The sequence below is a fragment of the Cellulomonas hominis genome, assembly GCF_901521055.1.
GTDB classification, from domain to species: Bacteria; Actinomycetota; Actinomycetes; order Actinomycetales; family Cellulomonadaceae; genus Cellulomonas; species Cellulomonas endometrii.
Genome location: NZ_CABEGA010000062.1, coordinates 58,070 through 81,482, shown reverse-complemented (window position 1 = coordinate 81,482; position 23,413 = coordinate 58,070). Strand labels below are relative to the sequence as shown.

31 protein-coding genes are annotated in these 23,413 nt (G+C 76.1%); 14 read left to right on the top strand and 17 right to left on the bottom strand.

What is annotated here, in order from left to right; all coding sequences use genetic code 11:
• The 6 genes from KJP73_RS15750 to KJP73_RS15725 form a co-directional block, all read right to left on the bottom strand.
• On the bottom strand, positions 1-840 hold the full coding sequence (locus KJP73_RS15750; protein ID WP_213283817.1) for a phosphotransferase family protein: 840 nt from the start codon (positions 838-840) through the stop codon (positions 1-3).
• Positions 833-1,591 (bottom strand): hypothetical protein, encoded by a 759-nt coding sequence (locus tag KJP73_RS15745; RefSeq protein WP_213283816.1) that lies wholly within the window; start codon positions 1,589-1,591, stop codon positions 833-835. Before KJP73_RS15745 ends, KJP73_RS15750 begins: the two co-directional genes overlap by 8 nt.
• A 61-nt stretch (positions 1,592-1,652) precedes the next feature.
• The gene (locus KJP73_RS15740) at positions 1,653-2,657 is read right to left on the bottom strand and encodes a cation transporter (RefSeq protein ID WP_213283815.1); all 1,005 of its coding nucleotides are present in this window, start codon (positions 2,655-2,657) and stop codon (positions 1,653-1,655) included.
• Positions 2,654-3,127 carry a substrate-binding periplasmic protein gene (locus KJP73_RS15735; RefSeq protein ID WP_213283814.1) on the bottom strand — a complete coding sequence of 158 codons (474 nt, stop codon included), beginning with the start codon at positions 3,125-3,127 and terminating at the stop codon, positions 2,654-2,656. The genes KJP73_RS15740 and KJP73_RS15735 overlap by 4 nt, the downstream gene beginning before the upstream one ends.
• Before the next feature lie 68 nt (positions 3,128-3,195).
• Positions 3,196-3,408 carry a helix-turn-helix domain-containing protein gene (locus KJP73_RS15730; RefSeq protein WP_213283813.1) on the bottom strand — a complete coding sequence of 71 codons (213 nt, stop codon included), beginning with the start codon at positions 3,406-3,408 and terminating at the stop codon, positions 3,196-3,198.
• 1 nt (position 3,409) lies between these two features.
• Complete coding sequence (locus KJP73_RS15725; RefSeq protein ID WP_249669444.1) at positions 3,410-3,907, bottom strand: DUF2975 domain-containing protein; 498 nt, start codon at positions 3,905-3,907, stop codon at positions 3,410-3,412.
• A gap of 72 nt (positions 3,908-3,979) precedes the next feature.
• On the opposite strand from KJP73_RS15725, the gene KJP73_RS15720 reads away from it, so the two are divergent.
• The gene (locus KJP73_RS15720) at positions 3,980-5,158 is read left to right on the top strand and encodes an epoxide hydrolase family protein (protein WP_213283812.1); all 1,179 of its coding nucleotides are present in this window, start codon (positions 3,980-3,982) and stop codon (positions 5,156-5,158) included.
• Here KJP73_RS15720 and yidD read toward each other — a convergent pair.
• Complete coding sequence (gene yidD / locus KJP73_RS15715) at positions 5,155-5,433, bottom strand: membrane protein insertion efficiency factor YidD (protein WP_213283811.1); 279 nt, start codon at positions 5,431-5,433, stop codon at positions 5,155-5,157. The two genes, KJP73_RS15720 and yidD, sit on opposite strands and share 4 nt — an antisense overlap.
• Complete coding sequence (locus KJP73_RS15710; RefSeq protein WP_213283810.1) at positions 5,430-5,924, bottom strand: hypothetical protein; 495 nt, start codon at positions 5,922-5,924, stop codon at positions 5,430-5,432. The genes yidD and KJP73_RS15710 overlap by 4 nt, the downstream gene beginning before the upstream one ends.
• A gap of 148 nt (positions 5,925-6,072) precedes the next feature.
• On the opposite strand from KJP73_RS15710, the gene KJP73_RS15705 reads away from it, so the two are divergent.
• Both KJP73_RS15705 and KJP73_RS15700 read left to right on the top strand, forming a co-directional pair.
• Positions 6,073-7,059: a glycosyltransferase family 2 protein gene (locus KJP73_RS15705; RefSeq protein WP_249669443.1), complete on the top strand. Its 987-nt coding sequence runs from the start codon at positions 6,073-6,075 to the stop codon at positions 7,057-7,059.
• Positions 7,056-7,628, top strand: coding sequence for a DUF4334 domain-containing protein (locus tag KJP73_RS15700; protein WP_249669442.1), 573 nt, complete (start codon positions 7,056-7,058; stop codon positions 7,626-7,628). The genes KJP73_RS15705 and KJP73_RS15700 overlap by 4 nt, the downstream gene beginning before the upstream one ends.
• Here KJP73_RS15700 and KJP73_RS15695 read toward each other — a convergent pair.
• From KJP73_RS15695 to KJP73_RS15685, 3 genes are all read right to left on the bottom strand, one after another.
• Positions 7,595-8,095 carry a GNAT family N-acetyltransferase gene (locus tag KJP73_RS15695; protein WP_213283809.1) on the bottom strand — a complete coding sequence of 167 codons (501 nt, stop codon included), beginning with the start codon at positions 8,093-8,095 and terminating at the stop codon, positions 7,595-7,597. The two genes, KJP73_RS15700 and KJP73_RS15695, sit on opposite strands and share 34 nt — an antisense overlap.
• Entirely contained in the window at positions 8,095-8,844 is a 750-nt protein-coding gene (locus KJP73_RS15690) for a GNAT family N-acetyltransferase (RefSeq protein ID WP_213283808.1), read from the bottom strand. Before KJP73_RS15690 ends, KJP73_RS15695 begins: the two co-directional genes overlap by 1 nt.
• A gap of 67 nt (positions 8,845-8,911) precedes the next feature.
• Positions 8,912-9,289, bottom strand: coding sequence for a DUF4406 domain-containing protein (locus KJP73_RS15685; protein ID WP_249669441.1), 378 nt, complete (start codon positions 9,287-9,289; stop codon positions 8,912-8,914).
• A gap of 63 nt (positions 9,290-9,352) precedes the next feature.
• On the opposite strand from KJP73_RS15685, the gene KJP73_RS15680 reads away from it, so the two are divergent.
• The 4 genes from KJP73_RS15680 to KJP73_RS15665 all read left to right on the top strand — a co-directional run bounded on the left by KJP73_RS15680 (position 9,353) and on the right by KJP73_RS15665 (position 13,595).
• The gene (locus KJP73_RS15680) at positions 9,353-10,111 is read left to right on the top strand and encodes a DeoR/GlpR family DNA-binding transcription regulator (RefSeq protein ID WP_213283807.1); all 759 of its coding nucleotides are present in this window, start codon (positions 9,353-9,355) and stop codon (positions 10,109-10,111) included.
• 69 nt (positions 10,112-10,180) lie between these two features.
• On the top strand, positions 10,181-10,630 hold the full coding sequence (locus tag KJP73_RS15675; protein ID WP_213283806.1) for a helix-turn-helix transcriptional regulator: 450 nt from the start codon (positions 10,181-10,183) through the stop codon (positions 10,628-10,630).
• 5 nt (positions 10,631-10,635) lie between these two features.
• On the top strand, positions 10,636-11,046 hold the full coding sequence (locus tag KJP73_RS15670; RefSeq protein ID WP_213283805.1) for a VOC family protein: 411 nt from the start codon (positions 10,636-10,638) through the stop codon (positions 11,044-11,046).
• A 164-nt stretch (positions 11,047-11,210) separates the two neighbouring features.
• Entirely contained in the window at positions 11,211-13,595 is a 2,385-nt protein-coding gene (locus KJP73_RS15665) for an ATP-binding cassette domain-containing protein (protein ID WP_213283804.1), read from the top strand.
• A gap of 23 nt (positions 13,596-13,618) precedes the next feature.
• Here KJP73_RS15665 and KJP73_RS15660 read toward each other — a convergent pair whose 3' ends face one another.
• Positions 13,619-13,780, bottom strand: a complete 162-nt coding sequence (locus KJP73_RS15660) for a hypothetical protein (RefSeq protein ID WP_213283803.1) — start codon at positions 13,778-13,780, stop codon at positions 13,619-13,621.
• A 181-nt stretch (positions 13,781-13,961) separates the two neighbouring features.
• Here KJP73_RS15660 and KJP73_RS15655 point away from each other — a divergent pair, with 181 nt between their 5' ends.
• Both KJP73_RS15655 and KJP73_RS15650 read left to right on the top strand, forming a co-directional pair.
• Positions 13,962-14,651, top strand: coding sequence for a YciI family protein (locus KJP73_RS15655; RefSeq protein ID WP_213283802.1), 690 nt, complete (start codon positions 13,962-13,964; stop codon positions 14,649-14,651).
• A complete protein-coding gene (locus KJP73_RS15650; protein WP_213283801.1) occupies positions 14,648-15,991 on the top strand; it encodes an RNA polymerase sigma factor in 1,344 nt (447 codons plus the stop codon). The genes KJP73_RS15655 and KJP73_RS15650 overlap by 4 nt, the downstream gene beginning before the upstream one ends.
• Here KJP73_RS15650 and KJP73_RS15645 read toward each other — a convergent pair.
• A complete protein-coding gene (locus KJP73_RS15645; RefSeq protein ID WP_213283800.1) occupies positions 15,916-16,950 on the bottom strand; it encodes a helix-turn-helix transcriptional regulator in 1,035 nt (344 codons plus the stop codon). The genes KJP73_RS15650 and KJP73_RS15645 overlap by 76 nt on opposite strands.
• A 101-nt stretch (positions 16,951-17,051) precedes the next feature.
• Here KJP73_RS15645 and KJP73_RS15640 point away from each other — a divergent pair, with 101 nt between their 5' ends.
• From KJP73_RS15640 to sigJ, 3 genes are all read left to right on the top strand, one after another.
• Positions 17,052-17,477 (top strand): VOC family protein, encoded by a 426-nt coding sequence (locus tag KJP73_RS15640; protein WP_213283799.1) that lies wholly within the window; start codon positions 17,052-17,054, stop codon positions 17,475-17,477.
• Positions 17,478-17,654: 177 nt separating this feature from the next.
• Complete coding sequence (locus KJP73_RS15635) at positions 17,655-18,767, top strand: FAD-dependent oxidoreductase (RefSeq protein ID WP_213283798.1); 1,113 nt, start codon at positions 17,655-17,657, stop codon at positions 18,765-18,767.
• Positions 18,764-19,660 carry an RNA polymerase sigma factor SigJ gene (sigJ, locus tag KJP73_RS15630; protein ID WP_213283797.1) on the top strand — a complete coding sequence of 299 codons (897 nt, stop codon included), beginning with the start codon at positions 18,764-18,766 and terminating at the stop codon, positions 19,658-19,660. Before KJP73_RS15635 ends, sigJ begins: the two co-directional genes overlap by 4 nt.
• Before the next feature lie 3 nt (positions 19,661-19,663).
• On the opposite strand, the gene KJP73_RS15625 is transcribed toward sigJ, so the two are convergent.
• Together KJP73_RS15625 and KJP73_RS15620 are read right to left on the bottom strand one after the other, a co-directional pair.
• The gene (locus tag KJP73_RS15625) at positions 19,664-20,674 is read right to left on the bottom strand and encodes a hypothetical protein (protein ID WP_213283796.1); all 1,011 of its coding nucleotides are present in this window, start codon (positions 20,672-20,674) and stop codon (positions 19,664-19,666) included.
• Complete coding sequence (locus KJP73_RS15620; RefSeq protein ID WP_213283795.1) at positions 20,674-21,237, bottom strand: RNA polymerase sigma factor; 564 nt, start codon at positions 21,235-21,237, stop codon at positions 20,674-20,676. Before KJP73_RS15620 ends, KJP73_RS15625 begins: the two co-directional genes overlap by 1 nt.
• A gap of 203 nt (positions 21,238-21,440) precedes the next feature.
• Between KJP73_RS15620 and KJP73_RS15615 the strand changes: the two genes are divergently transcribed.
• On the top strand, positions 21,441-22,067 hold the full coding sequence (locus tag KJP73_RS15615; protein ID WP_213283794.1) for a phosphatase PAP2 family protein: 627 nt from the start codon (positions 21,441-21,443) through the stop codon (positions 22,065-22,067).
• Between the two features lie 60 nt (positions 22,068-22,127).
• On the opposite strand, the gene KJP73_RS15610 is transcribed toward KJP73_RS15615, so the two are convergent.
• Positions 22,128-22,538 (bottom strand): RidA family protein, encoded by a 411-nt coding sequence (locus tag KJP73_RS15610; protein WP_213283793.1) that lies wholly within the window; start codon positions 22,536-22,538, stop codon positions 22,128-22,130.
• Positions 22,539-22,617: 79 nt separating this feature from the next.
• Here KJP73_RS15610 and KJP73_RS15605 point away from each other — a divergent pair, with 79 nt between their 5' ends.
• The gene (locus KJP73_RS15605) at positions 22,618-22,986 is read left to right on the top strand and encodes a winged helix-turn-helix transcriptional regulator (RefSeq protein WP_249669440.1); all 369 of its coding nucleotides are present in this window, start codon (positions 22,618-22,620) and stop codon (positions 22,984-22,986) included.
• Between the two features lie 8 nt (positions 22,987-22,994).
• On the opposite strand, the gene KJP73_RS15600 is transcribed toward KJP73_RS15605, so the two are convergent.
• The gene (locus KJP73_RS15600; protein WP_213283791.1) at positions 22,995-23,399 is read right to left on the bottom strand and encodes a type II toxin-antitoxin system VapC family toxin; all 405 of its coding nucleotides are present in this window, start codon (positions 23,397-23,399) and stop codon (positions 22,995-22,997) included.
• Between the last annotated feature and the right edge of the window lie 14 nt (positions 23,400-23,413).

Genomic DNA, 23,413 nt, shown 5'->3' with positions numbered 1-23,413 from the left:
TCAGGCGGGCGCCGGCACGCCCAGCAGCGCCGCGAGCCGCGCGGTGTCCGACCGGTGCCGCTCCGTCTCCGCGGGGTACTCCAGGCACCAGAGCAGCTGCTGGACCGCGGCCCGGGGGCCCGGGGCGACCGGGGTGCCGGGCATGTCGTCCCACAGCGCCGCCCGGGCGGTGTCGGCGTCGGCGGGCCCGGCCCAGGCGCTGTCCCAGTCCAGCATGGCGGCGAGCTCCCACCCGGCGGCAGCCGGGCGCACGAGGACGTTCGCGTGGTGCAGGTCGCCGTGCACGAGCACCGCGGGAGCGGCGCCGTCGAACAGGTGGCCGTGCCGGTCCAGCAGGCGCTCGACGGCGGTGCGCCGGGGTCCCGGTGCCGTCCTCGCGAGGCTGCGGGCCCGCAGGGCGTCGAGCTCGGTCGACGCCGGTGCGTCCTGCGGGCCGAGGTTCCCGAAGGCCGGGTACCGGACGGTGCGCAGCCGTGCCAGGACGTCGGTCAGGGCGGTGAGCACGCGGGCGCGCCCGGGCGGGCCGAGGGTCGGCGCGACGTCGCTCCACCGTCGCCCGCCGACCCGCTCGCACACCTGGTACTGCCACCCGTCCCGTGCGCCGGCCGCGAGCAGCGCCGGCACCGGGACCCCGGCCGCCCGCGCCGCCTGCAGCGCGGCGGACGACCGCGCGAGGTCGAGCCCGGGCGCACCGACGGGGGCCGTCTTGACGACCAGGTCGCCGTCGCGCGGCCGCACGACGTGCCAGGTGCGCGCGCCGCCGTCGCCGGAGACGTCCGCCTCGACGCGGGCGCCCGCGCCGAGCAGGTCCGCGAGGAGCGAGAGCGGGTCGTCACGCACCGGTCACCGCGGCCACGACCGCGTTCCCGAGCAGGACGCCACCGAGCCACGCCCAGCCGCCGGTCAGCCGTCGGACGGGGAGCGTGACCGGACGGCGGCTCCACACCGGCGTCGGCTCCAGCAGCACGAACGCGAGCCAGAACGGCCACGCGAAGGCGCCGAGCCAGAACCACGCCCAGCGGGTCGCCAGGTGCGGCCCGGGCTGCGTGATCAGCAGCATCAGGGCGGCGAGGAACGCCGATGCCATCACGTACGGGTGCGGCCAGGACGTCCAGCCGACGCTCTCGGCGAACCTGACACGGACGTCGCCCGGGGAGGCGTCCGCGGCGTCCAGGACCTCCTGCCGCTGGTCGAGCACGACCTCCTCGGTGCCCGGGTCGCCGGCGGCGACCGTGCCGTCGGTCGCCGACGACGCGGCGGTCTCGACCTGGAGCAGCGCGGTCCCCGGGCGGCCGGGCCCCGTCCACAGCACCCGGAACGGGCCCACCATGTCGCCGCCCGGGTGGGACTCGACCGTGAGCGTGCGGACGTCCCCGCGGTCCAGCGCGACCAGCAGCTCGTCGACGGTGCGCTGTGCGGGCGACTGCCACGTGCCGACCAGGTTCAGCACGATCAGCGCGGCCACCACGACGCGCACGAGGAGGACCGGCAGCGGCGACGGCGGGACCGTCGCCGGCAGCACGTCGATCAGCTCGACTGGCGCGGGTCCCGGCACGCGGGCCGGTCCGCGCGGGCCGGAGGGGGTGGTCATGAGCGCCAACCTAGGGGAGCGGTGCCCGGCGTGTGCCCGGTTCGGGGACCGGACGTCCCGGTCAGCCGGCCGTGGTGGCGGACGGCGACGCGTCGCGGGCCCCGGGCAGCATCTCCACCGGGAGGCGCTCCACGGGCGCGACCACGAGGTCCTGGATCTTCCAGTCCAGCGCGATGGTGCTCTCGCGCAGGCGGGCGAGCTCGGCGAGGCCGGGGGCCTGGCCGCCGCGGGGGACGACGAACGCCTCGACGTGGAAGACGTGCCCCTCGTCGCGCACCCGCGACCCCGCCTCGGCGACCCAGGGCGCGCCGCGCAGGTGCGCGTCGATCCGGGCGACCAGGGGGTGCGGCTCGTCGCCCTCGACGGTGCTCGCGCGCGCGTCCATGAGCGCGGCCGACGCGACCCGGAGGTTCGTGACGCCGTCGCGCAGGATGCTCCCGGCGATGAACAGGGCCGCCGCGGCGTCCGCCCACCACAGCCCCACGCCGATCCCGAGGATGCCGACGATGCTCCCGAGGGCCGTCATCCAGTCGGCCTTGTTCATGTCGGCGTCGGCGTACAGGACGCGGTCGTGCAGCGTGCGGGCGAGCGGCAGCTTCGCGCGGCCCAGGAGGACCGGCGGGATGCCGGTCACGACCATCGCGGCGACCATCGGCCAGCCCGCCCACACGGGGTGCCCCGCCAGCACCATGACGCCGACGGGCGGGTGCTCGGCGGCGAGGAGCCCCGACGCGGAGTCGACGACCAGGAACGTGCCCATCGTCAGCAGCGCGGCGGCGGCGACGAGGTGCCCGACGCCCACGGACCGGTGGTAGCCGTACGGGTGCTCGGGCGTGGGGGCCCGCCGCGCGAACCGCACGGCGACCAGGAACGAGATCGGCGGGATGAACGACAGCAGATCCTCGACCCACGCCGCCTTCATCGCCTGGGAGCTGCCCATGACCAGGTAGACGAGCGTGACGCCGACGGCGAGGAACGCGATGGTGCCCCACGCGAGCCGGACGGCCCGGCGCAGCGCACGGGCCTGCTCCTGCGGCAGCTCGGTGTGCCCGAACCGGGCGCTCACGGCCGCACCTCCTGCTCGAGCAGGAACGTCTCCAGGGCGACGAGGAACCCGTTCTCGCCCAGGGGAGCGGCCATCACGTGCGGCTCGGGCGCGCCCTCGGGGTCCAGCACCGTCGCGTACGGGTACGTCAGCGCCGCCTGGTCGGACCACGGCGACGCCTTCGTGAGGCCGCCGACCACCAGGTCCAGCTCGCCGCGCTCCAGCCGGCCGAGCAGGACCTCCTCGCTGCCCGGCACCCACTCCACCTCGGCGTCCCGGGTGGCGGCGAACTCGCGCACCAGGTCGACCTCCAGCCCGGACGGGTCGGTGTCGGGACCGGCCACCGTCCACGGCGGGTTCTCCGAGACGCCGACCCGCAGGACGCCGCCCGTCACGCGGTCCAGCGTGCCGTCGGGGTCGGCCGGGAAGCCGCCGGCGCACCCGGTGAGCAGCAGGGCGGCGAGGAGCAGGCCGCCGAGGATCCGTGCCATCGGCCCAGTGAAGCCCGGAAGCCGCGAGGCTGCACGTCAGAGCCGCGCGGGGCGTCGCGTGCGGGGGGTCAGCCCTCGTCCTCGACCCACTCCAGCAGGTCGCCGGGCTGGCACTCGAGCACCCGGCACATGGCCTCCAGGGTGCTGAACCGCACGGCCTTCGCGCGGCCGTTCTTCAGGACCGCCACGTTGGCCGGCGTCAGGCCGACGCGCTCCGCGAACTCCCCGACGCTCATCTTGCGCTTCGCGAGCTCCACGTCGATGCGGACGACGATCGCCATCTCAGATCACCGCGTCCATGTCGGTGCGCAGCGCGGCCGCCTGGCGCAGCAGCGCCCGCATCACGATCATCAGCAGCACGAGCACGCCGCTGCCGAGCAGGATCCCCCCGAGCATGACCGGGATGCCGGGGTCGCGGAGCTCCGGCGTGACGTAGATGGTGATGCCGACGGTGAGCGCCCCCGCGAGGAAGATCAGCCAGGCGCCGACGATGGCCCAGACGATCCCGTCCACCCACGCGAACGCGTCGGGGCTGAAGATCCGGTCGGCCTTCACCATCGTCAGCAGCTTCCAGGTGCAGACGATGACGATCTCGACGCAGACCAGGATCAGCACGGCGACGGCGGTGAGCGGCCAGCGCAGGTGCGAGACGGGCGGGTCCGCGTCGGCGAGGCTCGCGAACTGCCCGGGCCAGGAGAGGGTCTGGCCGATCACGCAGGCCAGGAACAGCAGCACGAGGAGCACGCGCAGGAGCGCCACGGCGGGGCGGGTCAGGTTCATGCATCGAGTGTCGGCGCATACCTATCGAATGTCAATCGACTGCGCCGGCGCGCCGTGAGTACGCTGGGAGTCATGCCGCAGGTCGCGCACCCTTTCACGCCCCGGACCGACCCCGCCGCGCTGGAGGACCTGCGCCGCCGCCTCCGCGCCACCCGCTGGCCGGACGTCCCGGCGGACGCCGGCTGGTCGATGGGCACCGACGTCGACTACCTCCGCGACCTCGTCGCGTACTGGGCGGACGGCTTCGACTGGCCGGCGCAGGAGGCGGAGCTGGCGCGGGTGCCGCGGGTGCGCGTGGAGGTCGGCGGACTCGGCGTCCACGCCGTGCACGTCCGCGCGGTGCGGCCGACGGGGCCGGTGCTGCCGCTCGTCCTCTGCCACGGCTGGCCGGACTCCTCGTGGCGGTACAGCAAGGTCGTCCCGCTGCTGACGGACCCGGGCGCTCACGGCGCGGACCCGGCCGACGCCTTCGACGTCGTCGTCCCGGACATGCCGGGCTTCGGCTACTCGGACCGCCCCCCGGGCGCCCCCCTGGACGCGATCGCCGTCGCCGGCCTGTGGGCGGAGCTCATGCGGACGCTCGGGTACGAGCGGTTCGGCGCCGCGGGCGGCGACATGGGCAGCCACGTGAGCCGGTACCTCGCTCTCGACCACGCCGACCGGGTCGTGGCCGTGCACCGGACCGACGCCGGCCTGCCCGTCTACCAGGGCGACCCCGCGGACCTGACGCCGCAGGAGCGCGACTGGCTGCGGGGGGCCGCGGCGTGGGGCGCCACCGAGGGTGCGTACGCCGCGATGCACCGCACGAAGCCGCAGACGGCGGCCGTCGGGCTCACGGACTCCCCGGCCGGGCTCGCCGCGTGGGTGGTCGAGAAGCTGCAGGCGTGGAGCGACTGCGACGGGGACGTCGAGCGCCGGTTCACCCGCGACGAGATCCTCACGCTGCTCACGACCACGTGGCTGACCGGCACCATCGGCTCGTCGATGCGCGCCTACCGCGCGAACGCCGCCATCCCCGCGGAGCAGCTCGCACGGCGGGTCGAGGTGCCGTCGGGGTTCGCGATCTTCGGCGGCGACGTCGTCCGGCCGCCGCGCGCGTGGCTGGAGCGCACGGCGAACACCGTGCACGTGTCCGAGCCCCCGAGCGGCGGCCACTTCGCGCCCTTCGAGGAGCCCGAGGTGTACGCGGCCGAGCTGCGGGAGTTCTTCCGCCCCTTCCGCTTCGAGGACCCCGCCGCGGCGCGGTCCTAGAAGCGGAACGGGATCGGGATCGGCCCGCAGCAGCACACGCCCCGCACGTCGCTCTGCGCGAGCATCCCGGCCGCCTGGTAGCAGGCCAGGAGCTGGACGACGCTCGGCCGGACGCCGCGCAGCACGCCGCGGCGCACGACCGCCTGCCGCACCGCCTCGGAGCACGACGTCCCGCCGTGCGCGACGCGGTACGCGCAGCTGAAGCCCTTGTGCGGCGAGATGCGGCGCTGGTACCCGCGGATCAGACGGTCGACGGCGGTGGCGGCGGCACTCATCCCGTCACGGTACGGACACCTCCGCGGCTCCGCGCGCCGAGCGGGCGGGCCCGCCGCCACACGATCTCGGCCTGCAGCCCGACCATGAGCGCGATCATCACGAGCACCTCGCCGACGCCGCCGTCGTCGCTGATGTCCCACAGGTACGCGAGGGTCCCCAGCGCGAACTTCGCGAGGATCAGCCCGACGAACAGGCCGATGGTCACGGGCGTGCCCTGCGCGTAGACCGTCCCGTCGGCCTCGTCCCGCCACACACGGGTGAGCCGGCCGCGGACGATGCCGACGACGGCGCTGAGCAGCAGGCTGATGGCCAGGAACGTGATGGACCAGGGCGTCCGGGGCAGGTTGAACCCGCCGATGAGGATGCCGACGCCCGCGTAGATGATGGCGAGCTTGAAGCGGCTGCGGCCCACGACCTCGTGGCGCTGCGTCTGGCGGATGATCGCGTAGACCACCAGCGCGAGGATGAGCACGTAGTTCCAGGCATCCATCGACCGACCCCCTGCCGACCGCCCGCGGCCTGCCCGGTGCCTGGAGGCGCCGGTGTCCCGCGCGAGCGCGCGGCTCCACCGTGGCAGGGCCGGTCGCAGGGGGGGCCGACCGCGCGCGGCGGCGAGGTCCCTCGGGTAGAACGGCAGGGTGAGCACGACGCGCCCTGCCTCCGCGCGCGGACCGGTCGCCGACCCGCGACCGGCGGACGCGCCCGGCGCCGTGCCCGCGGCTGCCGGCGGGCCGGACGCGCGCGTGGGCGTCGTCGTCATCACCTGGAACCGGCGCGAGGAGGCGCTGCGCGCGCTGGACCGGCTGCGGGACCTGCCGGAGCGCCCGCACGTGGTGCTGGTCGACAACGGCTCGACCGACGGCACGGCCGCCGCGGTGCGCGAACGGCACCCGTGGGCGGAGCTGGTCGTCGCGGGGTCGAACCTCGGTGCCGTGGGGCGCAACGTCGGCGTCGAGCGGCTGAGCACGCCCTACGTGGCGTTCTGCGACGACGACACGTGGTGGGACCCCGGCTCCCTGCGGCGCGCGGCGGACGTGCTCGACGCCCACCCGGAGGTCGCGGTGCTGACGGCCCGGATCGTCGTCGAGCCCGCCGGGACGGAGGACCCGATCGTGGCGGAGCTCCGGGACTCGCCGGTGCCCGCCGCGCCCGGGCTGCCCGGCCCGGCGCTCGGGTCGTTCCTGGCCGGCGCGTCCGTGGTCCGCCGCGAGGCGTTCCTGGCGGCCGGCGGCTTCCACCGTCGGCTGTGGCTCGGCGGGGAGGAGGAGCTGCTCGCCGCCGACCTGGCGACGGCCGGCTGGGAGCTCTGCTACCTCGAGGACCTCACGGTGCACCACCACGCGTCGACGGCCCGCGACCACGACCGCCGGCGGCGCGACGGCGTCCGGAACACGCTGTGGTTCACGTGGCTGCGGCGGCCCCTGCGCCCGATGCTCCGCCGCACCTGGGACGTGCTGACGACCGTGCAGCGCGACCGGGTGTCCGCGGCCGGGGTGCTGGCCGCGGTCCTGGGGCTGCCGTGGGTGCTGCGCGAGCGCCGGCCGCTGCCGCCGCGGGTCGAGGCCCGGTTCGCCGCGCTGGCGGCGTCGCAGCGGACGTCGCGCGCACGCCGGTACGTCGGGTGAGCGGGGACGTGCGGGGCGGCGGCGTGCGGGGCGGGGGCGTGCCGGATGAGGACGCGCTGCTCGGCGACGGGACGGCGGCGACCGCGCTGGCCCGGTACGACGCGCTCCCGCCGACGTCCCTCGCGCAGCTCCGCGGCGCGTGGCGGGGGTGGGGGATCCCGACCGGTCACCGCCTGGACGGCGTGCTGGAGGCGCTCGGGTGGCAGGGCAAGCGGTTCGACGACGAGGACCGCGTGCACCCGCTGGTGTTCCGGTCCGGACGCCGGCTGGTGAGCGTGAACCCGGCCGTCGTCCCGCTCGGGCTGGCCCTGCGGTGCGCGCCGGCGCTCCGGAACCGCGCGGCAGCCGGGGCGTTCGGCCTCGTCGCCCCGCTGCTCGGCACCACGCGGCCGCACGGGCGGCTGCGTCCGGTGGAGTACCGCGGCGTGGTGTCCGCCGCGCTGGTCTACGACGACCTGCCGGTGATCGACGTGTTCCGCACCGTCGACGACGCGACCGTGGTCGGGGCGATGGACGCCCGGGGGATGCGCGAGCCCTACCTGTTCGCGCTGCGGCGCCTCGGCTCCTGATCCGTGGGCGTCGCGCGACGCAGGTGCAGGAGCGGGTACGGCCGGCCGTCGCCGTCCACGGGTGACCGGCCGACCTCGCGGAACCCGCGGCGCGCGTAGAACCGCCGGGCGCCGGGATGCTGCTCGTTGACGTCCAGCTCGACCACCGGCAGGTCCCGCGTGGCCGCGGCCAGCAGCGCCGTGCCGACGCCGCGGGCGTGCGCCTCCGGGTCGACGAACAGCATCTCGACGCGCGGCCCGTCCGTGGCGACGAACCCGAGCACCCGGCCGTCCTGCTCCGCGACGCCCACCGCGAGCGCCGGCAGGGCGGTGCGCACGACCTGCTCGTAGTGGTCGACGTCCTGCGGCGCGAGGAAGTCGTGCGTCGCCACCACCGCCCGCCGCCAGAGCGCCACGAGGTGGGGGACGTCCGCGGGTGCGCCCGGTCGCAGCAGGACGCCGTGGGGAGCGCCGTCGCCGACGGGCATCAGGCCACGTCCACGTACACGTCCAGCCCGCCGACCTCGACGAAGCCCAGGCGTCCGTACACCCGGGCCGCCGCGTCCGTGTCCGGGTGCAGGTGCGCGATGCGGGCGCCGCGGTCCGCCGCGTCCCGGAGCAGCCACGCGGACATCGCCGCGGCGACGTCCCGGCCGTGCGCCTCCGGGAGGACGCCCACCCCCGCGAGGTAGGCCGCCGGCCCGGCGCGCCCGTCGGAGCGCAGGGCGGACGCGGTGCCGACCGGGACCCCGTCGAGCTCGGCGAGGGCGACGGTGACGCCCGGGGCGCCGAGGTGGCCCCCGATCCACGCGGCCTCCGCCGCCGGATCCCCGTCGAACGCCGCCGCGTCGACCGCCGCCACCGCGGTGAGGTCGTCCGGGCCGGCGGCGCGCAGCCGCAGACCCGGCACCGCGGGCGCCGGGACGAGCGCGGCGAGGTCCAGCAGCATGAGGCGCTTGCGGAACAGGTGGCGGCCGTGCGGCCACGGTGCTCCCGCGGGCACCCGCACGCCCCACGGGACCCCGAGCGCGGCGTACCAGGCGCGGACGGCGTCCACGTCGACCACGGCCGGGTCGGTGACGTCGCCGTTGTTCCACTGCGGGTGCGCCAGGCCGCTGGCCATGAGCCGGACGCCGGGCAGGTCCGCCACGCCGCCGCCGCGCCCGGCCCGCAGCACGCCGTGCTGCTCCCACGCGTCGGCGTGGGCGGTGCGGGCCAGGTCGGTGCGGTCGTCCACCCGCGCAGTGAACCGCGACGGGGCCCGCGCCGGCACGCGAATTGCGCGGGCCGGCGCGCGTCCCACGTCAGGCCCGGGTCGTCGCGGCGACGGGGATCTCGTCCACCGACGTCCACACCGGGATGCCGCGCCGGCGGGCGATGACGACGTCGTTGTCCGCGCCGCGGGACTCGCCGGGCAGGCGCAGGACGGCGTCGCAGTGCTGGAGCAGGCGCTCGGCGGTGGGGTAGAGGACGTCGGCGGCGCGCGGGTCGTCGGGGCCCGAGGCGCCCATGCTGCTGAGCACGGGCAGCGCGACCCACTCGCCGATCATGGGCACGTGCCCGCGCTCGAACACCGGCCAGGCGGCCTCCTCGAGCCGGCGGAGGTTCGCGGCCATCGCGTCGGGGTCGCCGTTCGTGCCGGACTGGTAGGGGCCGGCGATGAGGATCATCAGAGGTGTCATGCCGTGCACACTAGCGTGCAGAAACGTGCAAGACTAGGCACCAATCGACATGAGGAGGACGCGATGCTGCCGGCGCAACGCCAGGACGAGCTGCTGCGGGTGCTACGCACCGAGGGCCGCGTGGTCGCGAAGGACGTGGCGGTGCGGCTCGGGCTGTCGGAGGACACCGTGCGCCGTGACCTGCGCGAGATGGCGGCCGCGGGCCTGTGCCAGCGCGTCTACGGCGGCGCCCTGCCGGTGTCGCCGGCCGTCGCCGACTACGCGGGCCGGCGCAGCGTCGCCGTGGAGAACAAGGACCGCGTCGCGCGCCGTGCGGCGGAGCTGGTGCGGCCCGGGAGCACGGCGATCCTCGACGGGGGGACCACCGCGCTGGCCGTCGCCCGCGCGCTGGCCCCGGACCTGCGCGCGACCGTCGTCACGCACAGCCCCACGGTGGCCGCCGCGCTCGCCGAGCACCCGACCGTCGACGTCCTCGTGCTCGGGGGGCGCCTGTTCAAGCACTCCGTCGTGACCTCCGGCGCGCTCCTGGCCGAGGCCGCCGCGGGCATCTGGGCCGACGTGTTCCTGCTCGGGGTCACCGGGGTGCACGCCGAGGCCGGCCTCACGACCGGGGACGCGGAGGAGGCCGCCACCAAGCGGACCCTCGCCGCCCGCGCGGGGGACACCTACGTGCTGGCGAGCGCCGAGAAGATCGGCGCGGCGTCGCCGTTCCGGGTGCTCCCGCTGACCGACGTGACGGGGATCGTGACCGACGCGCCGCTCGACGGGCCCGCCGCGCGTGCGCTCCTCGACGCGGGGGCGCCGCTGCTCCCGGCGCCGTGACGCGCGCGCCCTGACCCGCCCGCCGGAAGGCCCTGGGCACGGGCCGGCGCGCGTGGCAGCATCGCACCCGTGACCACCGACGCGGCCGGCACGCACCGCCTCCAGGACCTCGCCCGGCTGCGCCGCGTCCGCGACCGGATCGACCGCGAGTACGCGCAGCCCCTCGACGTCGAGGCGCTCGCCCGGGACGCGCACATGTCGTCCGGGCACCTGAGCCGGCAGTTCAAGCTGGCGTTCGGGGAGTCCCCGTACTCGTACCTGATGACCCGGCGCATCGAGCGCGCCATGGCGCTGCTGCGGCGCGGGGACCTCAGCGTGACCGAGGTGTGCTTCGCCGTCGGGTGCTCGTCGCTCGGCACGTTCAGCACCCGGTTCACGGAGCTCGTGGGGGTGCCGCCGAGCGTCTACCGGAAGCAGGAGGCGCAGGCCACCACCGGGCTGCCGCCCTGCGTCGCGAAGCAGGTGACGCGACCGGTCAGGAATCGAGAAGCACGGACGCCGGTGCCGCACCTAGCGTGACGGGCATGGACATCACCATCCACTCCAGCTTCCTCCCGCACGACGACCCGGACGCCTCGCTGGCGTTCTACCGCGACCTGCTCGGCTTCGAGGTCCGCCTCGACGTCGGCAAGGGCGCGATGCGCTGGCTCACGGTCGGTCCGCCCGGGCAGCCGGACACGTCGATCGTGCTGAACCCGCCGTCCGCGAACCCGGGCCTCACCGACGACGAGCGCCGCACGATCGCCGAGATGATGGCGAAGGGCACCTACGCCGGGCTGCTCCTGGCCACCACGGACCTGGACGGGACGTTCGAGCGCCTGCAGGCCGCCGACGCCGAGATCATGCAGGAGCCGACGGAGCAGCCGTACGGCATCCGGGACTGCGCGGTGCGGGACCCCGCCGGCAACATGATCCGCATCCAGGAGCGCCGCTGACGCAGCACCTACCCGGCGCGGGGTCCCGCCCCCGGGGGTCTCCACCTGGCGGGAGCGGCCCCGCTACGGTGGAGCTGCGCCGCGTCGGACCCCCGCCGACACCGCCGTCCCGGCCTGCCCGACCGCCGGCGCACCGCGACCCCCGCCTCACAGACGGAGACCCGATGAGCCTGGCCACCAGCACCCCGCCCGCCGAGGCGCACGTCGCCGACAGCCACGACCTGATCCGGGTGCGCGGCGCCCGCGAGAACAACCTCAAGGACGTCAGCGTCGAGATCCCGAAGCGCCGGCTGACGGTGTTCACCGGGGTGTCGGGCTCGGGCAAGAGCTCGCTGGTGTTCGCGACGATCGCGGCCGAGTCGCAGCGCATGATCAACGAGACCTACAGCGCGTTCGTGCAGGGCTTCATGCCGACGCTGGCCCGGCCGGACGTCGACGTCCTCGACGGGCTGACCACGGCGATCATCGTCGACCAGGAGCGCATGGGCGCCAACCCCCGGTCGACGGTCGGCACCGTGACCGACGCGAACGCCATGCTGCGCATCGTGTTCAGCCGGCTCGGTCAGCCGCACGTCGGCTCGCCACAGGCCTTCTCGTTCAACGTCGCCTCCATCAGCGGCGCCGGCGCGGTGACGTACTCCAAGGGCGGCGAGACCACCAAGGAGCGCCGCGAGTTCAGCATCACCGGCGGCATGTGCCCGCGGTGCGAGGGCCGCGGCACCGTGCAGGACTTCGACCTCACGCAGCTGTACGACGCGGACCGGTCCCTCGCGGACGGCGCCATCACCGTCCCCGGGTACTCGATGGACGGCTGGTCCGGGCGGATCTTCGGCGGCAGCGGGTTCTTCGACATGGACAAGCCCGTGCGGGACTTCACCGCGGCCGAGCTGCACGACCTGCTGCACAAGGAGCCGACCAAGATCAAGGTCGAGGGCATCAACCTCACGTACGAGGGCCTGATCCCGAAGATCACCAAGTCGATGCTCGCCAAGGACGTCGACGCCATGCAGCCCCACATCCGGGCCTTCGTGGAGCGGGCCATCACCTTCACCACCTGCCCCGACTGCGACGGCACCCGGCTCAACGAGGGCGCGCGGTCCTCGAAGATCCGCGGCATCAGCATCGCCGACGCGTGCGCGATGCAGATCAGCGACCTCGCCGCGTGGGTGCGGGACCTGGACGAGCCGTCCGTGGCGCCGCTGCTGGAGGCGCTGCGCGACACGCTGGACTCGTTCGTCGAGATCGGGCTGGGGTACCTCTCCCTCGACCGGCCCTCCGGCACGCTGTCCGGCGGCGAGGCGCAGCGCACCAAGATGATCCGGCACCTCGGGTCGTCCCTGACCGACGTGACGTACGTGTTCGACGAGCCGACCATCGGCCTGCACCCGCACGACATCCAGCGGATGAACGAGCTGCTGCTGCGCCTGCGGGACAAGGGCAACACGGTGCTGGTCGTCGAGCACAAGCCCGAGGCCATCGCGATCGCGGACCACGTCGTCGACCTCGGCCCGCGCGCCGGGAGCGGCGGCGGCGAGATCGTGTTCGAGGGCACCGTCGACGGCCTGCGGGCCAGCGGCACCCTCACCGGGCGGCACCTGGACGACCGCGCCCACGTGAAGGAGTCGGTGCGCCGGCCCACCGGCGCGCTGGAGGTCCGGGGCGCGAGCACGCACAACCTGCGCGACGTCGACGTCGACATCCCGCTCGGGGTGCTGACGGTCATCACCGGCGTGGCGGGGTCCGGCAAGAGCTCGCTGATCCACGGGTCGGTGTCCCGCCGCGACGGCGTGGTGGCGATCGACCAGGGCGCCATCCGGGGCTCCCGGCGCAGCAACCCCGCGACGTACACGGGGCTGCTGGAGCCGATCCGCAAGGCGTTCGCGAAGGCCAACGGGGTCAAGCCCGCGCTGTTCAGCGCCAACTCCGCCGGCGCCTGCCCGACCTGCAACGGCGCCGGGGTCGTCTACACCGACCTCGGCATGATGGCGGGCGTCGCGACCACGTGCGAGGAGTGCGAGGGCCGCCGGTTCCAGGCCTCCGTGCTGGAGTACCACCTGGGCGGGAAGAACATCAGCGAGGTGCTCGCGATGCCTGTCACGGAGGCGGAGGCGTTCTTCGGGTCGGGCGACGCCCGCACGCCGGCCGCGCACGCGGTGCTGCAGCGCCTGGCGGACGTCGGGCTCGGCTACCTCAGCCTCGGCCAGCCGCTCACCACCCTGTCCGGCGGCGAGCGCCAGCGGCTCAAGCTCGCCACGCACATGGGGGAGAAGGGCGGGATCCTCGTGCTCGACGAGCCGACGACCGGCCTGCACCTCGCGGACGTCGAGCAGCTGCTCGCGCTCCTGGACCGCCTGGTGGACTCAGGGAAGTCGGTCATCGTGATCGAGCACCACCAGGCCGTGATGGCGCACGCGGACTGGATCGTCGACCTCGGGCCGGGGGCCGGGCACGACGGCGGCCACGTCGTGTTCGAGGGCACCCCGGCCGACCTGGTGGCCTCCCGGTCGACGCTGACGGGAGAGCACCTGGCGGCGTACGTCGGGGCCTGACGGGCCGGGGTCCGGCGCCGGGCTCAGCGGGCGCCGGCGTCACCCGGCACGCCTCGCCGGTCGCGCTCCTCCTGCTCGGGGGTCGGCGGCGGCACCTGCGGGGCGTCGGGCAGCGCGCTGCGGGACTCGATGAGCACGGCGCGCCGCGACAGGAGCAGGGCGAGCTGGGGCTGGTCGAACGTCATGGCAGACCTCCAGGGTGTCCGGGCGCCCCGGACGGGGACGCCGCACCTCCCCGACGCCGTCCCCCGGCCCGTCAGGACACCCTCGACCGGGATGTCGCCGGTCCCGGATGATGCCGGGGTGTCCTCGTGACGCCGACCTGTGCGTCGTGCTGCTGACAGACCGACGAACCGAGGAGGAGCCATGACGTACGTGACGTTCGTGCGGGTGGGTGCCGACGCCGCACCGACCGCCGAGGAGGCCGACCCCGCCGCCTGGGTGGAGCGCGCCGACCGTGCCGGACGCCGGGAGGGCCACCGGCTCGCCGAGGCGAGCTCGGCGACCACCGTGCGGGTGCGGGGCGGGCGCACGCTGGTGACCGACGGCCCGTTCGCCGAGTACAAGGAGCTGGTGGGCGGGTTCGACGTGCTGGACGTGCCGGACCTGGAGCAGGCCGTCGCCCTCGCGGCGGAGCACCCGGCCGCGCGGTTCGGGGCGATCGAGGTGCGGGAGGTGTGGCCGTTCGACGGGGCGCAGCCCGACGGGCACGTCCTGGCCCCCGACGAGGCGGGCGCCGGGCACTACCTCCTGCTCATGGGCGAGGTCCCCGACGGGACGCCGCAGCCCGACGAGCCGCCGACCGCGTGGGCCGAGCGGATGCGGGGGACCGACCTCGGCGGGCACCGGCTGCGGCCGCCGGCCGAGGCGCGCACGGTCCGGGTCCGCGACGGCCGGACGGTCGTCGCCCGGGGCCCGTACGCGGAGGTCGCCGAGCAGGTCGCGGGCGTGGCGCTCATCGCGGCGCCGGACCTGGACGCCGCGATCGACGTCGCCGCGCAGCACCCGGCGGCCGTTGCGGGAGCGGTCGAGATCCGGCCCCTCTGGCAGTGGTGACCGCCGTCGACGACGCCCTCACCCGCGCCTTCCGGGACGAGTGGGGGCGGGTCGTGGCGACGGTGATCCGGGTGACAGGGGACTGGGCGCTGGCCGAGGACTGCGCGCAGGACGCCTTCACCGCCGCCACCCGCACGTGGCCCCGGGACGGCGTGCCCGACCGTCCCGGGGCGTGGCTCACGACGGCGGCGCGGCGCAGCGCCCTGGACCGGCTACGTCGCTCCGGCACCGAGGCGCGGCACCGGGCGGAGGTGGCGGCGATGACGGACGGCGGCACCGTGCCCGGGCCGGAGCCCGACGACCCCCGCGAGCTCCCGGACGACCGGCTGGCGCTGATCGCGACGTGCTGCCACCCGGCGCTGGCGCTCGAGGTGCAGGTGGCCCTGACCCTGCGCACGCTGTGCGGCCTGAGCGTCGCGGAGATCGCCCGCGCGTTCGGCACGTCCGAGGACGCGATGGCCAAGCGGCTGGTCCGGGGCCGGCGCAAGATCGCCGACGCCCGCATCCCGTACCGCGTGCCGCCCGCCGACCGGCTGCCCGAGCGGCTGGACGGCGTGCTCGCGGTCGTCTACCTGCTGTTCTCCGAGGGCTACTCCGCGAGCGCCGGCGCCGACCTGGTACGGCTGCGGCTGTGCGACGAGGCCGTGCGGCTGGCGCGGCTGGTGGCGCGGCTCGTGCCCGACGACCCGGAGGTCCACGGGCTGCTGGCCCTCGTGCTGCTCCAGGACTCGCGCCGGGCCGCCCGGGCCGACGCGCACGGCGACCTCGTGCCGCTGGAGGACCAGGACCGTGCGCTCTGGGACGCGGGCGAGGTCGCCGACGGCATGGGTGCGCTGGCCGTCGCGCGCGACCTCGTCGCCCGCGGTGGCCGGGTGGGTCCGTACCTGCTGCAGGCGCGGATCGCCGCGGAGCACACGCGCGCGGTGCGGTCGGGCGCGGGGTCGTCGGGCGCGGTGCCGTCTACCGCGGTGCCGTCCGACGCGGGCGCTGACTGGCCGGAGGTCGTGCGGCTGTACGACGAGCTGCTGCGCGTGGCCCCGTCGCCGTTCGCGGGGCTCGCGCGCGCCGTGGCCGTGGGCATGGCGCAGGGACCAGGGGCGGGGCTGGCGGCCGTCGACGCGGTGGCCGGCGACCCGAGGCTGGCGGGCAGCCACTACGTGCTCGCGGCACGGGCCGACCTGCTGCGCCGCGCGGGGCGTCGGTCGGAGGCGGCGACCGCCTACCGCGAGGCGCTGGACCTCGTCGCGAACGAGGCAGAGCGCCGCTACCTCGCGCGGCGGCTGGGGGAGGTGTCCGGGGGCGTCGGTACACCGGGCGACGCGGCTGAACCGGAGGCTTGAGCCGCGCGAGTGAGGCGTCCGGCCAGGCGGGCGCACGCCTCGGCCAGCTCCGGCGGCCCCACCACGTCGATCTCCGCGTCGAGCCGTCCGAGCTCGGCCGCCAGCCCGGTCCACGACCACGACCCGAGCACGAGGCGGCACCGGTCCGGCGCGAGCTCCTCCACCACGCCGTCGCGCGCCCACGGCGCCACGTCCCGCACCGGGGCGTGCACGACCACCTCGCCCCGGCACGGCCACTGCGCGTCCGGGTCGATCGATCCGCGGAACCGGCCCGTGAGGAACGCCGCGACGTCGCCGCCGGGCAGGTCCCGCGGGGCGAAGCGCGGTCCGCCGGGGTCGCGCAGCCGCATCCGGTCGGCGCGGAACGTCCGCCAGTCCGCCCGGTCCGGGTCCCACGCCACCAGGTACCAGCGGCCCCCGCGCGTCACCAGGTGGTGCGGCTCCGCGCTGCGGGGCGGCCCCTCAGCCGGCCGGCCCGGCACCGCGTAGTCGAACCGCACCGTCTCGTGCCGCCGGATCGCGGTGCTCAGCGCGACGAGCACCGCCGGGTCGACCGCCTCTTGTGCTGCGACGGGCTCGGCGGACGCCACGAGGACCGAGTCCACGCGCGGTCGCAGCCGCGCGGGCATCAGGTCCCGCAGGGTGCGCAGGGACCGGGCCGCGGCCTCACCGACGTCGGCCCCGGAGGCCGCCGCGGTCTGCAGGGCGACCGTGAGCGCGACCGCCTGCTCGTCGTCGAACAGCAGCGGCGGCAGCCGGGCGCCCGCGTCCAGGCGGTAGCCGCCCTCGCGCCCGCGGGTGCTCGCGATCGGGTAGCCGAGCTCGCGCAGCCGGTCGACGTCCCGGCGGACGGTGCGGTCGCTCACGTCGAGCCGGTCGGCGAGGACGGTCGCGGGCCAGTCCCGCCGCGCCTGCAGCAGGGAGAGCAGCGCGAGCAGGCGGGCGGAGGTCGTCGGCACGCGACGAGTCTCCCGCAGTATCCGGACACGTCCTGTCCGGATGGGCTGCGACGGTGCTCCTGCGCCGGACGGACCGGCGCACGGACACCAGGAGTCAGCCCATGTCGCTCACCACCACCACCCACATCAACCTGCGCGGCGACGCCCGCGCGGCCCTCGAGCTCTACCGGTCGGTCTTCGGCGGGGAGCTGACGGTCGTCACCTACGCCGACGCGGGCGCCGTCCAGCGGCCGGAGGAGGCCGACCAGGTCATGTGGGGCCAGGTCGAGTCCCCGGACGGCTTCCGCGTGATGGCGTACGACGTGCCGGCGTCCCTGCCGTGGGAGGCGGGGCGCAACGCGTACTTCGTCTCGGTCCGGGGCGCGTCGGCGGACGTCGTCACGGAGCGCTGGGCGCGGCTGAGCGAGGGCGCCACGGTGATCGTGCCGCTCGCGCCGGCGGGCTGGGCGCCGCTGTACGGGATGCTGCAGGACCGGTTCGGCGTGGTGTGGGTGCTCGACGTCGCGGCGCCGTACGACCCGTCCTGACGGGCCCCCGCCACGGCCGGGTGGAAGGTTCGGGCGGACTCGCCGGCGGTGTGTCCGTCCGAACCTTCCACCCAGCGGCGCGCCGTACCAGCTAGTACGGATGGTGTGGCGCGGCTCACTGTCACGCCGGCGCCGCGTCGGCCGTCTGGTGGGGGAGAGCCCGACGAAGGAGGAGACATGACGCAGCGGGTCGTGGTGGTGGGCGGCGGGTACGCCGGGGTGATGGCGGCCAACCGCCTCGCGGGGTCGCGGGGACCGCGGGCTGCGGTCGAGGTGGTGCTCGTCAACGAGCGGGATGCGTTCGTGGAGCGGATCCGGCTGCACGAGTACGCCGCGGGCGTCCGACCGCTGCCGGTGCGCCCGTTCGGCGACGTGCTGCACCCGGCCGTGCGGCTCGAGATCGGCCGGGTGGAGCGGATCGACGCCGCGGGTCGCCGGATCCTGCTCGCCGACCGGGAGGTGCCGTACGACGTCCTCGTGTACGCCGCCGGGTCGACGGCCCGGCCCGACACCGGCACGGATCAGCCCGACGTCGCCACCGCGGAGAGCGCGACCGTCGCCCGCGAGCGCGTCCGCGCCCTGCTGCCCGGAGCGGCGGTGCTCGTGCGTGGTGCGGGGCACACCGGGGTCGAGCTCGCGGCGGAGCTCCGCGGGCGGCGCCCGGACCTGGCCGTGCACCTGCTGGCGCGCGGTGGGGTGGCACCGGCGCTCGGCGCCCGCGGCGCCCGTGCGGCGGCGGCGCGACTCGGCCGGTCGGGCGTCACCGTGCACGAGTCGGAGGGGACGGTGCCGCCGACCGCCCTCACCCTGCGCGCCGACGGCTTCGCCGGGGCGTCGCTCGCGGCAGCCAGCGGGCTGCCCGTCGACGAGCGGGGGCGGCTGCTCGTCGGTCCCGACCTGCGGGTGGCCGGCGACCCGCACGTGCTCGGAGCCGGCGACGGGTGCCGGGTCGTCGGTCCGGGCACGGACCACCTGCGCATGGGGTGCGCCGCGGCGCTGCCGCAGGGCGCGCACGCCGCGGACGTGGCGCTGGCGGTGCTCGACGGACGCCCCGCGGCGGTGCTGGATGCCGGCTTCGCGCTCCAGTGCGTGAGCCTGGGGCGCGGCGATGGCATCATCCAGACCGTGCGACCCGACGACACCGCCCGCGCGCTGCGCCTGCACGGCGTCGTGGCCGCCGGGGTCAAGGAGCTCGTGTGCCGCCGGACCGTGCACTGGCTGGCCGGTGAGGCACGTCGCCCCGGCTCCTACCGGTGGCCGGCCGGCCCACGGACAGCGGCGCCCGCGTGAGCCCGGCCGACGACGTCTTCCTGCGCCACCGCGGGCTCGTCTTCACGATCGCCTACGACCTGCTGGGATCGGTGGCCGACGCGGAGGACGTCGTGCAGGACGCGTACGAGCGGTGGACGACGCGCACGGTGGACCCGGACGACGCGCGCGCCTACCTCGCGCGGCTGGCGACGAACCGGTGCCTGGACGTGCTGCGGTCGGCGCAGCGGACCCGGGTCGACTACGTCGGCCCCTGGCTGCCGGAGCCGCTGCCGACGGGTGACCTGAACGGGGGACCGGAGGAGCGCGCAGTCGAGGTGGACCGGGTGTCGGCGGCGCTGCTCGTCCTCCTGCAGACCCTCGGGGACCGGGAGCGCGCCTGCTACGCGCTGCGCGAGGTCTTCGGCTTCTCGTACGCGGACGTCGCCCACGCGGGCGGCGGCCACGAGGCCGCGGTGCGGCAGGCGGTGCACCGGGCGCGCGAGCGGGTGCAGGCGCGCCGCGAGCGGTTCGCGGTCGACCCGCGGGCGCACGCCGACGTGGTCGCGGGGTTCCTCGCCGCGGCGCGGGACGGCGACGTGGCGGGGCTCCTCGCGCTGCTCGCCCCCGGCGTGGTGCTCACCGTCGACGGCGGGGGTCGCGTCACGGCCGCCCGCCGGCCGGTGCACGGCGCCGACGCGGTGGTCCGGTTCCTCCTCGGGCTGCGCGCGCGGCAGGGGAGCTCCGCCACGGTGGCGCCGGTGGTGCTCAACGGCCAGACGGCCGCCCTCGCGGTCGAGGGCGGCGTCGTGTCGACGACGTTCCAGTTCGCGGTCGGCGACGGCGTGGTGCAGGAGATCTACGTGGTGCGGAACCCGGACAAGCTCGCGCGGGTGGTCCGTCCGCGGCCCGGAGGGTCCGGGCCGCGGGCGTGAGCCTCAGGCGGGGGGAGCCGCCGCCTCGGGGCCGCGGAGCGTGACCTGGACGCTCCCCCCGACCTCGAGGTCGACGCGGGTGCAGGTGGCCTCCGGGTCCTCCACCACGGTGGTCGGCCAGTGGTGCTCGCTGCCCAGTGCCCGGTCGACCACAGCCTCGGCGTCCGCGAGGCCGAGGCACTGCTCGGCCACCCCGGCACGCAGCGCGTCGCGCAGGTCCCGCACCCACGGCACCATGTCGCCCCTGGAGACGAGGGTCTCCAGCGTGTCGACCCCCAGCGGATGGACCACGAGTACATGCGCGTCCGGGTCCGGTCCGACGCTGGCGCACGCGCCCCCGGGCGGCTCCGGGGCCGCCCGCAGCTCCACCCGCCACGTCGACAGCCCGAGCCGGTCGAGCTCGGCCTGCGCCGCCGCGATCGCCTCGTCCGGGGTGGCGCAGGTCGAGCTCACGCCGTCGACGTAGTCGTGGAACGTCGCCTCGAGCTCGCGGACGGCGCGGTCCTGCGGTGTCGACCCCGGCAGCAGGGTCGCGTCCGGCGGCACCTGGTCCGCCGGAGCGACGACCACCGGGTGCCACGCGTCGCGGAACGCCACGGGGTCGGGGATCGGCGGCAGGCCGACGAGCTCCTGGTAGTGCGCGCAGTCGGCCACCGGGTCGCCGGTGAGCACCGGGCCGCCGCTCGACTCCGGGCCCACGGTGCCGAGCTCCCCGTAGGCGAGCGTGCACGTCACGCCCTCGGCGCCGCCGTCGCCCGCGTACCAGCTCTGGTACCCCGCGTAGGCGGCCCCGCCGCCCACCAGCGCCGCCACGACACCGCCCGCCACGACGGTGCGGCGAGCCCAGCGCCGCCGCGGGCCCCGGGTCGGTGCCGTGCCGGCCGCGGCGGCGGGGACCGCGTCGCGCAGGGCGCCGAGCGCCTCCGGGCCCACCCGTGCCAGGTCGACGCGGAGCGCCGGGTCGGCCGCGCGCAGTGCCGCCAGGGCGTCCCCGGTCGTGGTCTCGTCGCGCATCATGCCTCCTCAGTGGTCGGGCGGGCGGTGCCGGTCAGCACCCGTGGTGGGGGCGCGGCTGCGACGGGGTCGTCGTCGGCGGCCATCCGGGCCATCTGCTCCATCAGACGTCGCCGGGCCCGGTGCAGGCGGACCCGGACCGCGGTGCGCGAGATCCCGAGGACCAGGGCGATCTCGTCGCGCGCCAGCTCCTCCCACGCGACGAGCCGCAGCACCTCCTGGTCGGGTCCCGGCAGGCGCCGCATGGCCGCGACGACCCCGGTCGCGGGGGACTCGTCCTCGACCGCGAGCTCCGTGAGCGAGTCCCGCAGACGCTCGGCGAGCGCGTGCCGACGACGCTCGCCGCGGTACAGGTTCGCCAGCACCCGCCGCGCCACGCCGAACAGCCAGGGCCGCGCCGCGTCGCCGTCCGGGACGTCGTCGAGCCGGCGCCAGGCGACCAGGTACGTCTCGGCGACGACGTCCGCCGCGTCGGCCGGGTCGCTGACGCGGCGCACGGCGTACGCGAGCAGCGGCTGGTGCGTGCGGTCGAACAGCGCGGCGAACCGCTCCTCCGGGGTCATGGGTGCCCTTCCACGTCGGCAGCTTCCACCCCCGACGTGTCCGGCGGCGGCCCCAGCGTTACCGGTGCCTGGCCGTCGGACCCTAGCGGGCCCGCTGTCGGACCTGGGTCGGACGCCGGTCGGACCCACGTCGGACCGGCCCGGCGGCGCGATCCGACCCCGGGCCGACGGCCGCGCCGGTCGGATTCCGTAGCGTCGTCCGCATGCCTGCCGACGTCCGCCACCCGTCCGCCCCCTTCGCCGCGCTCGGCCTCCTCGTCGCGGTGGTGCTGCTGCTGCCGCTGCCGGGCAGCCTGAGCGTGGTCGTCGCGCAGTGGGCGGCGGCGTCGCCCGCCCGGCTCCCGGCCGTCGACGTCGTGTCGCCCGCGGCGCTCGCTCTCCTGGCAGCCGGGGTCGTCGTGTCCGGGCTGCACGTGTGGCGCACCCGCCCCGGCTCGCTGCCGGGCGTCATCGGTGCCGCGGTCGGCGTGGTGCTGGCGTACGGCGCGAGCGAGGGGCTCAAGCTCGTGCTCGTGCAGCCGCGGCCGTGCTCGCGCTGGGACGGCGTCCCGCACTGCCCGCCGGCGGGGGACTGGTCGCTCCCGTCCAACCACGCCACGGTCGCGTTCGCCGCCGTGGTCGTCATCGCGGTCGCCGCCCGGCGCGCGTGGGTCACCTGGGTGGCGGTGGGCGTCGCGCTGCTCGCCGCGGCCGGGCGGGTGCTGGAGGGCGTCCACTACCCGCACGACGTCGCGGCGGGCGCGGTGGTCGGCACCGGCGTGGCCGCGGGGGCCGCGTGGGTGGCGGTCGTCGTGCACCGCCGGGTCCGCGGGCGCGGCACGCGGGTGTAGCCGCGTACCGCGACCGCACCGGGCGGCGTCGGTCCGGGCCCGCCTCGGTCGAGGACCGCCTCAGTCCACGACCGCGGTGGCCTCCACCTCCACGAGCACGTCCGGCTCGAACAGGTAGTCCACCCCGATGAGCGACGACGGCGGCATCGGCTGCGGCAGGCCGAGCTCCTCCGCGACGCGCTCGACGCCCGCCATGAAGTCGCCGATCCTCTCGGGGCTCCACGCCGTCACGTAGAACGTCAGACGCACGACGTCGTCGAACGTGGCTCCCGCGGACCGCAGGCCGAGCGCGGTGCTGCGCAGGGCTGCGGACACCTGCCCCGCGAGGTCGCCCGGCGCGAGCGGCTGCGCCTCGGCGTCACGCGCGATCTGGCCGGCGACGTGGACGTGGCGGCTGCCGGTGCCGACCGCGACGTGGGCGTAGGGGGTGGGCTGCATGAGGCCGTCAGGGGTGAAGCGCTGCACGGGCACGGGGTCCTCCGGAGGTTCGAACGGGTGGTTGCCCATTGCTACCTGGTCGCCCGAGGGAACTTCAACGACACTAGGTGTCGTGCTCGAAACCACTCACCCGCTCACGGAGCAGCTCGGTGTCGGCGCGCCGCACCGCGAGCTGCTCGACCAGATCCTCGACAAGTGGTCGCTCCAGGTGCTCGAGGAGCTCTGCGAGGGACCCTCGCGGTTCAACGACCTCCGCCGGACCATCCCCGCGGTGACGGCGAAGTCGCTGACCGCGACCCTGCGTCGGCTGGAGCGCACCGGCATCGTCGAGCGGCTCGTGGTGCACGAGCGTCCGGTCGCGGTCGAGTACCGCATCACCCCGCTCGGCAAGACGCTCCGCGAACCGGTCGACGCGCTCCTGCGCTGGACGACGACGCACATGACGGAGGTCGAACGGGCGCGCGCCCGGTTCGACGGCTGAGCGCCGGCTCAGACGAGCGAGGTCAGCAGCGCGAACGGCGCCGTCGGCACGATGTCCGCGACCTGCCGCGCCAGCGCCTCGTCCGCGGTGACGAGAACGTCGGCCTGCAGCTTCGCGACGGCGACGTACTCGGCGTCCGCGGTGTCGTCCCAGCCGAGCTGCGCGGCGACCTGCCACGCGACCGCCCGCGACACCCGGTCGCCGAGCAGCCGGATCTTCGTCGTCGTGACGCCGTCCAGCAGGGTCCGGGCCTCGTCCGCGCCGAGCACACCGCGCCGGACGTCCCGGTAGAGCGACGACAGCACCTGGGAACGGAGCAGGGTCGGCGCGACGAGCTGGTGCCCGGGCGGCACGACGACGCCCTCCCGGACCAGACGGATCGCGGTGGCGGCATCGATCGCGACGCGTGTCATGGCCCGATCCTGCA

Coding starts and splice junctions, on each gene's coding strand:
- KJP73_RS15640 (WP_213283799.1), top strand. CDS start 17,052: ATGTCGCTCACCACCACCACCCACATCAACCTGCGCGGCGACGCCCGC.
- KJP73_RS15600 (WP_213283791.1), bottom strand. CDS start 23,399: ATGACACGCGTCGCGATCGATGCCGCCACCGCGATCCGTCTGGTCCGG.
- KJP73_RS15620 (WP_213283795.1), bottom strand. CDS start 21,237: ATGACCCCGGAGGAGCGGTTCGCCGCGCTGTTCGACCGCACGCACCAG.
- KJP73_RS15745 (WP_213283816.1), bottom strand. CDS start 1,591: ATGACCACCCCCTCCGGCCCGCGCGGACCGGCCCGCGTGCCGGGACCC.
- KJP73_RS15665 (WP_213283804.1), top strand. CDS start 11,211: ATGAGCCTGGCCACCAGCACCCCGCCCGCCGAGGCGCACGTCGCCGAC.
- KJP73_RS15685 (WP_249669441.1), bottom strand. CDS start 9,289: ATGACACCTCTGATGATCCTCATCGCCGGCCCCTACCAGTCCGGCACG.
- KJP73_RS15730 (WP_213283813.1), bottom strand. CDS start 3,408: ATGGCGATCGTCGTCCGCATCGACGTGGAGCTCGCGAAGCGCAAGATG.
- KJP73_RS15720 (WP_213283812.1), top strand. CDS start 3,980: ATGCCGCAGGTCGCGCACCCTTTCACGCCCCGGACCGACCCCGCCGCG.
- KJP73_RS15655 (WP_213283802.1), top strand. CDS start 13,962: ATGACGTACGTGACGTTCGTGCGGGTGGGTGCCGACGCCGCACCGACC.
- KJP73_RS15670 (WP_213283805.1), top strand. CDS start 10,636: ATGGACATCACCATCCACTCCAGCTTCCTCCCGCACGACGACCCGGAC.
- KJP73_RS15710 (WP_213283810.1), bottom strand. CDS start 5,924: ATGGATGCCTGGAACTACGTGCTCATCCTCGCGCTGGTGGTCTACGCG.
- KJP73_RS15660 (WP_213283803.1), bottom strand. CDS start 13,780: ATGACGTTCGACCAGCCCCAGCTCGCCCTGCTCCTGTCGCGGCGCGCC.
- KJP73_RS15680 (WP_213283807.1), top strand. CDS start 9,353: ATGCTGCCGGCGCAACGCCAGGACGAGCTGCTGCGGGTGCTACGCACC.
- yidD (WP_213283811.1), bottom strand. CDS start 5,433: ATGAGTGCCGCCGCCACCGCCGTCGACCGTCTGATCCGCGGGTACCAG.
- KJP73_RS15615 (WP_213283794.1), top strand. CDS start 21,441: ATGCCTGCCGACGTCCGCCACCCGTCCGCCCCCTTCGCCGCGCTCGGC.
- KJP73_RS15735 (WP_213283814.1), bottom strand. CDS start 3,127: ATGGCACGGATCCTCGGCGGCCTGCTCCTCGCCGCCCTGCTGCTCACC.
- KJP73_RS15725 (WP_249669444.1), bottom strand. CDS start 3,907: ATGAACCTGACCCGCCCCGCCGTGGCGCTCCTGCGCGTGCTCCTCGTG.
- KJP73_RS15695 (WP_213283809.1), bottom strand. CDS start 8,095: ATGCCCGTCGGCGACGGCGCTCCCCACGGCGTCCTGCTGCGACCGGGC.
- KJP73_RS15625 (WP_213283796.1), bottom strand. CDS start 20,674: ATGCGCGACGAGACCACGACCGGGGACGCCCTGGCGGCACTGCGCGCG.
- KJP73_RS15635 (WP_213283798.1), top strand. CDS start 17,655: ATGACGCAGCGGGTCGTGGTGGTGGGCGGCGGGTACGCCGGGGTGATG.